The 13123-nt window shown below is 57.9% G+C and carries 15 protein-coding genes; 9 read left to right on the top strand and 6 right to left on the bottom strand.

The genetic code is table 11. The annotated features are described in order from the left end of the window. Positions 1 to 53 precede the first annotated feature (53 nt). Positions 54 to 1868 (bottom strand): monovalent cation:proton antiporter-2 (CPA2) family protein, encoded by a 1815-nt coding sequence (locus CKW23_RS02520; protein ID WP_095066976.1) that lies wholly within the window; start codon positions 1866 to 1868, stop codon positions 54 to 56. A 217-nt stretch (positions 1869 to 2085) separates the two neighbouring features. Here CKW23_RS02520 and CKW23_RS02525 point away from each other — a divergent pair, with 217 nt between their 5' ends. Further along, a complete protein-coding gene (locus tag CKW23_RS02525; protein WP_025260512.1) occupies positions 2086 to 2274 on the top strand; it encodes a hypothetical protein in 189 nt (62 codons plus the stop codon). A gap of 34 nt (positions 2275 to 2308) precedes the next feature. On the opposite strand, the gene CKW23_RS02530 is transcribed toward CKW23_RS02525, so the two are convergent. Continuing rightward, complete coding sequence (locus tag CKW23_RS02530) at positions 2309 to 2692, bottom strand: Fe2+/Zn2+ uptake regulation protein (protein WP_025260511.1); 384 nt, start codon at positions 2690 to 2692, stop codon at positions 2309 to 2311. Positions 2693 to 2956: 264 nt separating this feature from the next. Then, on the bottom strand, positions 2957 to 3982 hold the full coding sequence (locus CKW23_RS02535; protein WP_025260510.1) for a FecR family protein: 1026 nt from the start codon (positions 3980 to 3982) through the stop codon (positions 2957 to 2959). A gap of 216 nt (positions 3983 to 4198) precedes the next feature. On the opposite strand from CKW23_RS02535, the gene CKW23_RS02540 reads away from it, so the two are divergent. From CKW23_RS02540 to map, 4 genes are all read left to right on the top strand, one after another. Continuing rightward, positions 4199 to 5233, top strand: a complete 1035-nt coding sequence (locus tag CKW23_RS02540) for an Ldh family oxidoreductase (protein ID WP_025260509.1) — start codon at positions 4199 to 4201, stop codon at positions 5231 to 5233. 100 nt (positions 5234 to 5333) lie between these two features. Continuing rightward, on the top strand, positions 5334 to 5522 hold the full coding sequence (locus CKW23_RS02545) for a hypothetical protein (RefSeq protein WP_025260508.1): 189 nt from the start codon (positions 5334 to 5336) through the stop codon (positions 5520 to 5522). Positions 5523 to 5600: 78 nt separating this feature from the next. Next, on the top strand, positions 5601 to 5843 hold the full coding sequence (locus CKW23_RS02550) for a ParD-like family protein (protein WP_025260507.1): 243 nt from the start codon (positions 5601 to 5603) through the stop codon (positions 5841 to 5843). Next, on the top strand, positions 5840 to 6631 hold the full coding sequence (gene map / locus CKW23_RS02555; protein WP_025260506.1) for a type I methionyl aminopeptidase: 792 nt from the start codon (positions 5840 to 5842) through the stop codon (positions 6629 to 6631). Before CKW23_RS02550 ends, map begins: the two co-directional genes overlap by 4 nt. Before the next feature lie 51 nt (positions 6632 to 6682). Here map and CKW23_RS02560 read toward each other — a convergent pair whose 3' ends face one another. The 3 genes from CKW23_RS02560 to CKW23_RS02570 all read right to left on the bottom strand — a co-directional run bounded on the left by CKW23_RS02560 (position 6683) and on the right by CKW23_RS02570 (position 8236). After that, complete coding sequence (locus tag CKW23_RS02560) at positions 6683 to 6919, bottom strand: DUF6555 family protein (RefSeq protein WP_025260505.1); 237 nt, start codon at positions 6917 to 6919, stop codon at positions 6683 to 6685. Positions 6920 to 7275: 356 nt separating this feature from the next. Next, positions 7276 to 7974, bottom strand: coding sequence for an endonuclease (locus tag CKW23_RS02565; RefSeq protein ID WP_371856543.1), 699 nt, complete (start codon positions 7972 to 7974; stop codon positions 7276 to 7278). A 7-nt stretch (positions 7975 to 7981) separates the two neighbouring features. Beyond that, positions 7982 to 8236, bottom strand: a complete 255-nt coding sequence (locus CKW23_RS02570) for a DUF1654 domain-containing protein (RefSeq protein WP_025260471.1) — start codon at positions 8234 to 8236, stop codon at positions 7982 to 7984. A 307-nt stretch (positions 8237 to 8543) separates the two neighbouring features. Here CKW23_RS02570 and CKW23_RS02575 point away from each other — a divergent pair, with 307 nt between their 5' ends. The 4 genes from CKW23_RS02575 to CKW23_RS02590 are packed head-to-tail and all read left to right on the top strand — an operon-like array spanning position 8544 to position 13111. After that, positions 8544 to 9500, top strand: coding sequence for a sugar ABC transporter substrate-binding protein (locus tag CKW23_RS02575; protein WP_025260470.1), 957 nt, complete (start codon positions 8544 to 8546; stop codon positions 9498 to 9500). A 53-nt stretch (positions 9501 to 9553) separates the two neighbouring features. After that, complete coding sequence (locus CKW23_RS02580) at positions 9554 to 11107, top strand: sugar ABC transporter ATP-binding protein (protein WP_025260469.1); 1554 nt, start codon at positions 9554 to 9556, stop codon at positions 11105 to 11107. Continuing rightward, positions 11104 to 12087, top strand: a complete 984-nt coding sequence (locus CKW23_RS02585; RefSeq protein WP_025260468.1) for an ABC transporter permease — start codon at positions 11104 to 11106, stop codon at positions 12085 to 12087. The genes CKW23_RS02580 and CKW23_RS02585 overlap by 4 nt, the downstream gene beginning before the upstream one ends. 1 nt (position 12088) lies before the next feature. After that, positions 12089 to 13111 carry a LacI family DNA-binding transcriptional regulator gene (locus CKW23_RS02590; protein ID WP_025260467.1) on the top strand — a complete coding sequence of 341 codons (1023 nt, stop codon included), beginning with the start codon at positions 12089 to 12091 and terminating at the stop codon, positions 13109 to 13111. Positions 13112 to 13123 lie beyond the last annotated feature (12 nt).

Below are 13123 nucleotides of genomic sequence, written 5' to 3' on the forward strand. Positions count from 1 at the left end.
GTTTTCGCGAATGAATTTGCTCCTACGCCTGTAGGAGCGATTTCAGTCGCGAATCAGGATTTCCCCGATTCCTCTTCCTGACGATCTGCCTCGAACAACTGCGCCAGTTCCTTCCTGGCTTCCCGTGCGGTTTGCAGAAGCTTGGCTTCGTCGTCATACACCAGATGCTGGGCAGCCAGTACCTGTTCGTCGTGACGCTTGAAGCGGCTGATCCGTGCATCGGCCTGGGCCTGGCTCAAGCCAAGGCCCAGCAAGGTCTGACGGCTCATTTCCAGACTGGAATAGAACGTTTCACGTACCGCCTGGGCACCCACGTCGATCAGGCGATGGACGTGCTGGCGGTTACGCGCGCGGGCGATGATCTTCATGTCCGGGTACAGCTTACGGATCAGCTCGGCGGTCTTGATGTTGGTGTCGGGGTCATCGGTGGCGATGATAAAGAACTCGGCTTCATGAACCTTGGCCGCCCGCAGGATTTCCGGCTTCAGCGGGTCGCCATAGAACACCGGAACATTGCCGAAGCTGCGCGAGAACTCGATGGATTCCACCGCGGTATCCAGCGCCACGAAAGGGATATTCTGCGCCCGCAGAATACGCGCCACGATCTGGCCCATACGGCCCATGCCGGCAATCACCACGCGAGGGCTGTCGGTATTGATATCGCGGTACTCGTCCGGCACCTCGACAGGCTTGACCTTGGGCTTGATCCAGCGGGCCATGGCCATGAACAGCAGCGGCGTCATGGCCATTGAGAGAGTAATGGCCAGGATCAGAATGTCGTACAGCTCGGGCTCGAACAGGCCTTGCTGGTTGCCGATCTTGAAGACAACGAAAGCGAACTCACCCCCTGCGGCCAGCACCAGCCCCAGACTCAGGGCATTCTGTTTACTCAGCCCGCCTGCCAGACGCCCGATGAAAAACAGCAGCGGAAACTTCAGGGCAATCAGCAGAAAGGTCAGTCCCAGCACAATCACCGGTGAACTGAACAGCAGGCTGATATTGGCACCCATCCCGACGCTGATGAAAAACAGCCCCAGCAACAGCCCTTTGAAAGGCTCGATCTGCGCTTCGAGTTCGTGCCGGTACTCGGAGTCTGCCAGCAGCAGACCGGCCAGGAATGCGCCCAGCGCCATGGACACGCCCACCAGCTCCATCAACCAGGCTGTCCCCATGACCACCAGGAGTGCGGTGGCTGTGGACACTTCCTGAATCTTGGTCTTGGCCACGATGCGAAACACCGGGCGTAGCAGGTAGCGGCCTCCGACCACCACAATCGCGATGCTGCCCAGCACTTGCAGGCTGTGGAGCAGGCTTTCATGGGAGCTGAGTTCTTGCTCGTGGCTGGTGCCGGCCAGCAACGGAACCATGGCAATCAGCGGGATGGCCGCGATGTCCTGAAACAGCAGAATGGCAAACGCCAGGCGTCCGTGGGGGCTGTTCAGCTCCTTGCGCTCGGCCAGGCTTTGCAGGCCGAAAGCGGTGGAAGACAATGCGAGCCCAAGACCCAGCACCACAGCTGTATTCAGGGGTTGCTCGAAGGCCAGCAGGGCAACACAGCCAATCACCAGACCGGTCAGCAGCACTTGCGCCATGCCGACACCAAAGACTGCCTTGCGCATCACCCATAAACGTTTTGGGGACAGCTCCAGGCCGATGATGAACAGCAGCAACACCACCCCGAGTTCCGAGATATGGCTGACGCTTTCCGGGTTATCGATCAGTTTGAGTACTGAAGGACCGATGATGACCCCCGCGAATAAATAGCCCAGCACGGCGCCCAGTTGCAGGCGTTTGGCCAGCGGAACGGTCAATACGGCGGCGAGCAGGAACACGACTGCGGCCTGTAGCAGGCTGCCTTCATGGGGCATGTTGAAACTCCTTGGCAAGTCATGAACAGTCGATAAACGACTTTGAGGGGCGGCATTAAACCATGCGTGATTCACACGGCAATGTTCAATTGTGCTTTGTGACTGTCAAAGAGGCGGTGATGAAGCGGGGGGAGCCGTGCCAGAAGCGGCGCATCGGCGTACCATATGCGGGCATTTGCGCAGAGCCAATGCTGTCCAGAGAACTCAGGAAACCGTTATGACCAACAAGCAACGCTTGATTTACTCCATTCTGATCATCCTGTCCGTCATGGCGATCATGCTGGGGCTGTCACACCTGCAGAACACGGGTGTGCTGAGTGAGAAGACCTTCCAGTACATTGCCATCAGCGTGGCCGTGATCGTGGTCGTTCTGAACGGCATCATGCGACGCAAGGTCAAGCGCTGAGATTCGTTGCCCTGCATCTTCGCATCGAAGGGGGTCAATCTTTGTTCGATTCGTTCAGCCATTCCCAGGCGCGAGGGTGCAGGCTGTAGGTCTTGTCTGCGTTGAGGTTGATCACGCCTTCATCGCACAGGCGCTTGAGCACCTCGCGGACACTGAGAAAAGACAACGGCACATCGAGTCGCAGCAACTGGCTGTGTACACCCCGTACTCCCAGGGTCTGGCCTTCATCATTGGCAGCCAGCAGCGCATCCAGAACCTTCAGCCTGACGAGGCTGGTGCGCAGACCAAAACTTTTCAGCAGCAGCCTTATATGTTCGTTGCCGGGGCGATCGGTTTCTGCGGCGGGCGATTCTGCCTGGGCAGAAAGGGCCGTCTGCCGGAGCATCGTGCGGGTTGTAATTCCTTGACGATTGAACATGCAAACTCCTTTTCAGGCTTTTTCAGATACGGCTCATTGGGTTCTGTGAACGAAACTCATTACTAATGACGAACGAACGCCTGAAAAACTCATCGTTGAACGCAAAAAAAACATAAAAATGTGATTTTGCCAGGAGGACGGCCGTTTTCCGGGCGATAAAAAGCAGCGCGAACACCCGGATCATACCGGGGTATTATTCAAAAATCTGTGAAAACGCTTCGCATTTGCATTTGTCGCAAAGGAAATAGTGCGGCAATAAGAGGATCAGCCTTTGGGCGTTGCCGAAGAGCGCTTGTTGAGGACGGGGTTGCCTTCCTGATTGCGGGTGACGAATACCGGCAACACTTTGGGCAGGGAGGTCAGCAGATTCGACATGTCCTGAGTGTTATAGCTGCCGCCCAGGCGAATGGCGCCCGTGGCGTTATCCGCCAGCAGGATCGGCGTTTGGAGGTAGCGGTTGATCAAGGGTAATGCCTGGCTCAGTGGCAGGTCATTGAAGATCAGCTTGCCATTGCGCCAGGCAAGGCTGGTGTCGCCGCTGTGGGTTTCACTGATTTTCGGCTGGAAGTCCCCAGGCTTGTAACTGGCCTGCATGCCTGGCTCCAGACGATAACCGGCTCCTGGCTGCGAACGGTCGCTGCAGACCTGCACCGAACCGTCGACCAGCATGACCCGCACCTGCTCCTGATACATCCAGACATTGAAGCGGGTGCCCGTCACCTTGACGCTGCCCTGACCGGCCCTGACCACGAACGGGTGAGTGCTGTCATGGCTGACTTCAAAGAACGCCTCGCCCTTTTTCAGGGTGACGCTGCGCCGATCCTTGTAATTGGCGTAAGTCAGTTGCGTGCCCAGATTCAGCTCAACGCGGCTGCCGTCGGCCATGGTGACGACCCGGGTGGCGTCCAGGGTTTCGTAGGTGTCGTAAGCGTTGGGAATCCAGCCTTGATTCCAGCCGATAATGCCTGCCAGAGGAATCGCCAGGGCAGCAATCGTGGCAGCGACGGCGTAGTGACGGCGCGAGCGTTTGCGGTAGGACGGAGCCTTGGGTGCTTGCGGCTTGAGTTCGATAACCGGGGCCGGATTGGCGGGCGTGACCTGCTCGGAAATATCCCATATCTCCAGCATTGCTTGGTATTCGATCGCATGCTGTGGATGAGCATTGAGCCATTGATTGAAAACCTTTCGCTCCGCATCCGTGCAGTCATCGGCATGCAGGCGCATGCACCAATGCGCGGCGGCATCGGTTATTGCGTCATATTCTGCTTCGCTGAGGTTGGGGGCGCTCATTGGCTCTCCGGTCTTTACCGTGGGGCATTCTACCTCCTGATGTCTACTGTAGAGAACAATGTATGGCTATTGAGTATCAGGCAGAGGAGTATTTCATCGTGAATGTGATCGGCTCTCATTGATGTAAAAAACGGTCTGGACGTTTTTCCGAAGGACGCAGCGATATTTTCAGATGCGCCGATACTTGCTTTTTCAACCTTGACACCGGAGCTCTGGATGTCCGCAACTCGTGATAATGAGCAGTTCAGAACCGTTTCGTATCAGCAGTTGGCCGATCTGCTTCAGCAGATATTTCTGGCCCATGGTACTTCGCCGCAGACCGCTCGCGTATTGGCCGAAAACTGCGCCAGCGCACAACGCGATGGCTCTCACAGCCACGGCATCTTTCGCATTCCAGGCTACCTGTCGTCCCTGGCCAGTGGCTGGGTCGATGGCCAGACGGTGCCTGTGGTCGAAGATGTTGCCGGGGCCTTCGTCAGGGTCGATGCTGCCAACGGTTTTGCCCAGCCAGCCCTGGAGGCTGCTCGTTCACTGCTTGTCGAAAAGGTTGCGAACGCCGGGATCGGGATTCTGGCCATTCGCAACTCTCATCATTTCGCAGCGCTATGGCCGGATGTCGAACCCTTTGCCCAACAAGGCTTTGTGGCGCTGAGTGTGGTCAACAGCATGACCTGCGTCGTGCCCCATGGTGCGCAACAACCGCTGTTTGGCACCAACCCGATTGCCTTTGCAGCGCCCCGTGCCGGGGGTGAACCGGTGGTGTTCGATCTGGCGACCAGCGCCATCGCCCATGGCGATGTGCAGATCGCTGCACGGGAAGGGCGAATGCTGCCAGCAGGCATGGGTGTGGATCGCAATGGACAGCCCACCGAAGACCCCAAGGCCATTCTCGATGGCGGGGCACTGTTGCCGTTTGGTGGCTACAAGGGCTCGGCACTGTCCATGATGGTGGAACTGCTGGCTGCCGGGCTGACTGGCGGGAATTTTTCGTTTGAATTCGACTGGTCGAAACACCCCGGTGCCCAGACACCCTGGACCGGACAACTGCTTATCGTCATCGATCCGGACAGAGGCGGCAGCGGCCAGCAATTTGCCCAGCGCAGCGAAGAGCTTGTCAGGCAGATGCAGGGGGCAGGGCAGGAGCGTATTCCCGGTGATCGCCGCTATGCGCTGCGCGCCCGGTCGCTGGCCGCTGGAATCGATATCGAGGTGAGCGACTGGGAGCGCCTGGAGGCACTGGCCAGGTCGTGATTGCGAGACGCATCGAATGACCATTCGTCGCGAGCAGGCTTGTGCGGGGCCTGCTCAATGAATACTGTATATAAGAACAGTATCTGGTAACGAGGTTGTCATGTCCCTGAATGCATTGCAAGGTTCGATCACTCACCACTGCGCCATCCTGGTCAACGAGATGCAGCGCGAAGATTTTCTTGCTCTGGCAACTGCCCTGCGTCAATTCAATTTTGATGAGCCACACGGTTCGATGACACTTACTGAACCCCTCTATGACGACGAGTGTCGTGCAGCCGCTGTCGCCTGATGTCGGCGTTTCCAGCCTCCTGCTTGCTTGCTGATATACGAAACATATATGATTCGTATATTCCATATGAGGTGAGCCATGGGGCTGGTAAAGATTTCTGAACACATGCACGCCAATCTGCGCTCGGCCAGCGTGGCCTTGAGCCGTTCCATCAACGCCCAGGCTGAGCACTGGATGCGCATCGGCATGCTTGCCGAGCTTCATCCGACACTCAACTACAGCGAAATCTGTCAGATGCTGATTCGTGCCGAAGATGCGGGCGGTACCGTGCTGACTGCTCAGGCATCCGATATCTCGTCGGTTGTGCGGGTGGCCTCATGAGTCGCGGTATCACGCTCAAGACCGAACAGGATCTGGTCCAGTTGCGCATTGCGGGCCGGATGGCAGCAGAAGTATTGGCCATGATTGCGCCGCATGTGAAGGCCGGTGTCAGCACTGAAGCCCTTGATGACATCTGCAACGAATACATCGTGAAAGAGCTGAAAGTCATCCCGGCGAACGTGGGTTATCACGGCTTCACCAAGACCACCTGCATTTCCCCCAATGCCGTGGTCTGCCATGGCATTCCTTCGCCGACGGACATTCTCAAGGACGGCGATATCGTCAATATCGATGTGGCGGTCATCAAGGATGGCTGGTATGGCGACACCAGTCGCATGTACCTAGTGGGTGACGTCAGTCCGCTGGCCAAACGGCTGGTCGAGACCACTTATGAAGCCACATGTGCCGGTATCCATGCCGTACGTCCGGGGGCCACGCTGGGTGATATCGGCCACGCTATCCAGACGGTTGCACACCGCGAAGGCTTTAGTGTCGTGCGCGAGTATTGCGGGCATGGCATCGGTCGCACTTACCACGAAGAGCCGCAGGTTCTGCACTACGGCACTGCTGGCAAGGGCCTCAAGCTCAAGCCGGGAATGGTGTTTACCATCGAGCCGATGATCAACGCCGGCAGGCCGGAAACCAAGGCCCTGGCCGATGGCTGGACGGTGCTGACACGTGACCTGTCATTGTCCGCCCAGTGGGAGCATATGGTTGCCGTGACCCAGACGGGGTTCGAGCTGTTGACACCCTGGCCTGATGGCACGGGCGAATACGCCCCGATCTGAGCGCATTGATGAAGCCGGCCCTTGAGGGGCCGGTTTCATTTTCAGAAAGGCTCAGATATTTGCAGTGCACTTCTTCCAATGCACCTGCGTCACACCAAAGCCCTGCGCCTGCAAGATCGCCGTGCGTATGGGGCCTGCGGATACATTGTCACTGACAGTTCCGACTCCGGCATGCAGCGTGGCGATATGAAGGGCGTCGCTTTGACTCAGAAGCAGGGCTTGATGCAGAAAGTGGCGAGCTTCGCCCTTGAACTGATAATGAATTTCAAATTCCGTTTGAGTTGTCATTCATGCCTGCCTGTTGGGCGTAAGGGCTACGCCATCTGAAAATGAGTACGTGGGAGTACAGGTAGCTGGGGCGTGCGTCATGCACGTGGCATTGCTACTTCATTTCGAGATCGATACAGGGTTGCAATTAATTCAGACGGTTCTGATCGGACTGCGGTCTCTAGCATCCTGCCCGGTAGGCTGCCCGTATTTACAGTGCTTTCGGGCAGATACTGTCGTGGGTCAAGCAGGACACGAAGAGGGAAATTACAGGGTTTTGGATCCAGGTGAACAGTTGTCCGATGAGTGGCTAAGGGCCTTATCCATATGCATGGATTACTCATGGAAAACTGATCAAACGGATGTATAAAGGTGACTCAGCTACAGGATTTGAGATTCACTGGCCCCACGAACTCGTTACCGCGGCCCATGACGCAGGCAACCCGCTGATTGCGCTGACGCTCCCACTCCTGAACCGGATAAGTCTTGTTCCAAGCCTGATAGAGCTGCTGATCCTGGCGTGACAGCCGCAAATTGTACTGCTTGCTCATGTAGAAGTAAGTGCGCGCGATCATTCCGCGGATCGAAGGGCGTGGCATGACCTTTTTTGCCTTGAAATCCACTTGCGTCAGGCAGGAACCGTATTGGCCTTTCTGCTCGGGCAGCCAGCCAAAACTGAAGTTGCTCCTGTCACCGTTGACCTCTCCGATGCTCGGCACCAGATTGTGCAAGTCGGCTTCGGCACGTTTATAGATGTCATCATTCTTTGCGCAGTTTTTTCGACCGCCATCCTGCCAGCACTGGCGTTGGTGGCCAATCTGCCAGGCGGGCACGATATGTTCCCACTCGATGCGTTTGGCGCGGTTGGCGTTCTTGCGTGGCACATAACCACAGCCAGCAAGATCGACCTGCTTGCCAGTGTATTTGCACCCGCAATAGAACTCGGTCGCTTGAGGCGCATAGAGGCCCCAGGCGATTTTCTTCGCCTCGCTGAAGGTTCGCGGAGCATCGGCTTGTACGGTCAGTGGAACAATGAGAAACAGAGTGGTGCAGAACAGGGCAGAAAATCGAACCATCATGCCGTCAGTCTTCCTTCGGCAATGTCCAGAAAATTTGCACGCCGCCGTCATCGCGCCAGGCGAGGGTGACGTTATCGTTCTCGGCTATTTCTTCCAGCAACTGAGCCCAGTCGTCTTCCGGCTCGTCGGGCTGGCGAAAGATCAGGGCAGCCCTGGCTTTCTGGGCGGTAGTCGAGTTGATGATTTTTTGCACCCGGATGCCAAGGCGTTCGTAGGAGCCGGGAAGGGAGGGGGTCACTGCTGCGCTTTGTCTTGCCACGAAAAAAGATCCCTTGGGTTGCTGTACGGGCATACAGTATTTCACTGTCGGATCTTTCGCAACTCTTATGTAGGATCAGGTGCTTGTGTTTGGGGGTGTATCGCTGTTTATTGATTTTTCTGTCTTTTTTCCGTCTTTTCAGTGGCATTTTCTCTTGGTCGGCAGTGCTGCCGGCTGGCTTTATGTTAATTGACAAAAGCAGCACGCTTTCTTCATAGTTCTCACTCGCAAACGTTTGCGTATCGAGCCCAATGTTCGATCCTGCGTCGTTCGCCCGAAAAATAATCACAACATCGGAGATGAACTCATGAAGCTGCCATTCGCTGGACGTCTTCTCGCTGCCGCTATTCTCTCTGCCGCCACGGCAGTCACGCCCCTCTCTTTCGTCCATGCGCAGGAGGCTGAAAAGCCCAAGGTCGCTCTGGTCATGAAATCACTGGCCAACGAGTTCTTCCGCACCATGGAAGAGGGTGCCAAGGCCTACCAGAAAGAACATTCCAACGACTTCGACCTGGTTTCCAACGGCATCAAGGATGAGTCCGATACGGCCAGTCAGATCCGTATCGTCGAGCAGATGATCGTCTCCAGGGTTGATGCACTGGTCATCGCGCCTGCCGACTCCAAGGCGCTGGTGCCGGTGATCAAGAAGGCGATGGATGCCGGTATCCAGGTCGTCAACATTGATAACCAGCTTGATGCCTCCGTGCTGAAAAGCAAAAACATCGAAGTGCCTTTTGTAGGCCCGGATAACCGCAAGGGCGCTCGTCTGGTGGGTGAGTACCTGGCCAAGGATCTGAAGGCAGGCGATGAAGTCGGCATCATTGAAGGTGTGCCGACCACCACCAATGCCCAGCAACGTACCGCTGGCTTCAAGGACGCCATGGAAGCGGCGCAATTGAAGATTGTTTCCGTGCAGTCCGGTAACTGGGAAATCGACAAGGGCAACGCCGTTGCTGCCGCCATGCTCAATGAGTATCCAAACCTCAAGGCGCTGCTGGCGGGCAACGACAACATGGCGCTGGGTGCAGTGTCGGCGGTGCGTGCTGCAGGCAAGGCGGGTAAGGTGGCGGTGGTCGGTTACGACAATATCAACGCCATCAAGCCGATGCTCAAGGATGGTCGAGTGCTGGCCACTGCTGATCAGTCCGCTGCCAAACAGGCGGTTTTCGGTATCGAAGCGGCCTTGAAACTGGTCAGGAAGCAGCCGGTCGATAGCGTCAATGGCGTGATCGAAACCCCCGTCGAACTCGTCACCAAACCCTGATCTCTGTCTGGTAATGGCGCCTGCCTGAACCGGGCAGGCGTCGGGAGAACCTTATGTCAGCACCTGTCCAGGATGCTGTTCTGTCCATCAGCGGTATCGGCAAGACCTACGCCCAACCGGTGCTTGGCGATATCGATCTGACGCTGATGCGCGGCGAAGTGCTGGCCTTGACCGGCGAGAACGGCGCAGGCAAAAGCACTTTGTCGAAGATCATCGGCGGGCTGGTCGTGCCGGATGCCGGTGTGATGTCTTTCCAGGGCCAGCCTTATCAGCCGGCAAACCGTACGCAGGCTGAAAAGCTGGGCGTGCGCATGGTCATGCAGGAGTTGAACCTGCTGCCGACCCTGACGGTGGCTGAAAACCTGTTTCTGGATGACATGCCACGGTGCCTGGGCTGGATCGATCGCAAGGTTCTGCGCGAAAACGCTATCAAGGCCATGGCTCAAGTCGGGCTGGAAGCCATCGACCCGGATACGCTGGTCGGCGATCTTGGTATCGGCCACCAGCAGATGGTTGAAATCGCCCGTAACCTGGCAGGCGATTGTCATGTGCTGATTCTCGATGAGCCGACCGCGATGCTGACGTCGCGGGAAGTCGAGATGCTGTTCGAGCAGGTCAGTCGCCTGCAGGCGCGTGGCGTCTCGATCATTTATATCTCCCACCGTCTTGAGGAACTGGCCAGGGTCGCCCAGCGCATTGCTGTGTTGCGTGACGGCAAGCTGGTCTGCGTGGAGCCTATTGCCCGCTATGACAGCGAGCAACTGGTCACGCTGATGGTCGGGCGAGAGCTGGGTGAGCACATCGACATGGGGGCTCGGCAGATTGGTGAGGTCGCGCTGTCGGTCAAGGGCCTGGGGCGTGCTGGCAAGGTGCAGGACGTTTCGTTTCAGGTTCGCCGCGGCGAGATTTTCGGTATTTCCGGCCTGATCGGCGCGGGACGAACCGAGCTTTTGCGTCTGATCTACGGTGCCGACAAGGCCGATACCGGCAGCATCGAAGTGGGCCAGCCATTGCGTGAGGTGACCATCCGCTCACCGGCCGATGCCGTAGAGCATGGCATTGCGCTGATCACCGAAGACCGCAAGGGCGAGGGCCTGCTGATGTCGCAGTCGATCAGCGCCAACGTCGCGCTGGGCAATATGCCGGCCATCTCTCGCGGCGGTGTGGTCAGTGCCCGGGATGAGCTGGCCTTGGCGCAGCGGCAGGTCGCGGCCATGCGTATCCGCAGCTCCAGCCCGGCGCAACTGGTTTCGGAGCTTTCCGGCGGCAATCAGCAGAAGGTAGTGATCGGTCGCTGGCTGGAGCGTGACTGCCCGGTGATGCTGTTCGATGAGCCCACGCGGGGTATCGATGTGGGAGCCAAGTTCGACATCTACGCGCTATTGGGCGAACTGACTCGCCAGGGGCGAGCGCTGGTGGTGGTGTCCAGCGATCTGCGCGAACTCATGTTGATCTGTGACCGCATTGGCGTGCTGTCGGCAGGTCGCCTGATCGATACCTTCGAGCGCGACAACTGGACTCAGGATCAACTGCTCGCCGCTGCTTTTGCCGGCTATCAAAAACGTGATGCGTTGCTTAGCGAAGCGGCGCCCAGGAATGACTCATGAATAACCCTGTTTCCCAGACGCAGCCTTCAGCGGCCCGGAATTATTTCGGCCTCGGCACTTACCTCGGGCTGGCGGGCGCCTTGCTGGCGATGATTGTACTGTTCTCGCTACTGAGCGATCACTTCCTGTCATACCAGACCTTCAGTACCCTGGCCAACCAGATTCCGGACTTGATGGTGCTGGCGGTGGGCATGACGCTGGTGTTGATCATCGGTGGTATTGACCTCTCGGTGGGTTCGGTTCTGGCACTGGCCGCTTCGGCGGTGAGTGTTGCCATTCTGGGCTGGGGCTGGAGCGTATTCCCCGCGGCCTTGCTGGGCATCGCTTGCGCAACCCTGGCGGGCACCATTACCGGCTCGATCACCGTCGCATGGCGAATCCCGTCCTTTATCGTGTCGTTGGGCGTGCTGGAAATGGCGCGTGGCGTTGCGTATCAGATGACGGATTCGCGCACGGCCTACATCGGTGACTCCTTCGCCTGGCTGTCCAACCCGTTGGCCTTCGGGATTTCTCCCTCGTTCGTGATCGCGCTGCTGGTGATCTTCATTGCCCAGGCGGTGCTGACGCGCACGGTATTCGGTCGTTACCTGATCGGGATCGGCACCAACGAAGAAGCCGTGCGTCTGGCGGGGATCAATCCCAAGCCTTACAAGATTCTGGTGTTTTCGCTCATGGGCCTGCTGGCCGGTGTGGCGGCGCTGTTCCAGATATCCCGACTGGAAGCGGCTGATCCCAATGCCGGTGCGGGCCTGGAACTGCAAGTCATCGCGGCGGTGGTGATTGGCGGAACCAGCCTGATGGGTGGGCGCGGCTCGATTATCAGCACTTTCTTTGGCGTGCTGATCATTTCCGTGCTGGCAGCAGGTCTTGCGCAGATCGGTGCATCGGAGCCCACCAAACGCATCATCACCGGTGCCGTGATCGTGATCGCGGTGGTCCTGGATACTTATCGTAGCCACCGGGCGCGGCGGCAGGGCTGATATGGCAACCATCAAAGACGTCGCGGCGCTGGCAGGGATTTCCTACACCACGGTGTCCCATGTGCTGAACAAGACCCGCCCGGTGAGTGATCCGGTCCGGATCAAGGTCGAGGCGGCCATTGCCCAACTCGATTATGTGCCCAGCGCCGTTGCCCGTTCGCTCAAGGCCAAGACCACCTCGACGATCGGGCTGTTGATTCCCAACGGTATCAACCCTTACTTCGCCGAACTGGCGCGAGGGATCGAGGATCATTGCGAGCGTAACGGCTTTTGCGTGATCCTCTGCAACTCCGACGACAATCCGGAAAAGCAGCGCAACTACTTGCGCGTGCTGCTGGAGAAGCGTGTCGACGGCCTGATCGTGTCCTCGGTGGGCGGCGATGTCAGTATCGCGGGCGGTCTGGCAGAGGTGCGCACGCCCCTGGTGATTGTCGACCGCGAGCTTGAGGGCATCGATGCCGACATGGTACGTATCGACCACGAGCACGGCGCCTACCTGGCGACCCGTCACTTGCTCGATCTGGGGCATCGCGATATTGCCTGCATCGGCGGGCCGGACAATACGGTGGTGGCCGATATGCGTTTTGTCGGTTATCGGCGCGCCATGCAGGAAGCGGGTATCGAGGTGCTGCCTGAATGGACGATCCACAGTGATTTCACCAGCTCTGCCGGTCATGAGGCGGCGGTCGGTCTGTTGGCTGGCCATCGGCCTACCGCCATTTTTGCTGGCAACGACGTGATTGCCATTGGCGTGTTGCGAGCAGCGGCCGAGCGCAATATTCCGGTTCCCCGTGAGCTGTCGGTGATCGGTTTCGACGATATCCAGATGAGTCGCTATGTCTATCCCGCGTTGACCACTGTCGGGCAGTCGATCATGCAACTGGGGGAAACAGCAGCAGAAATGCTGTTGTCCAGGATTGTCGGAGCCTCGACCGAATTGCCCGGCAGACGCCTTGTAACTCCCAGTGTCGTGGTGCGTGAATCCACTGCGCCGCCGAACAATGCCTTCAATGAGTTGCGCTGAAATACAGCGCCG

This window comes from Pseudomonas sp. Irchel 3A18, assembly GCF_900187465.1.
GTDB classification, from domain to species: domain Bacteria; phylum Pseudomonadota; class Gammaproteobacteria; order Pseudomonadales; family Pseudomonadaceae; genus Aquipseudomonas; species Aquipseudomonas cichorii.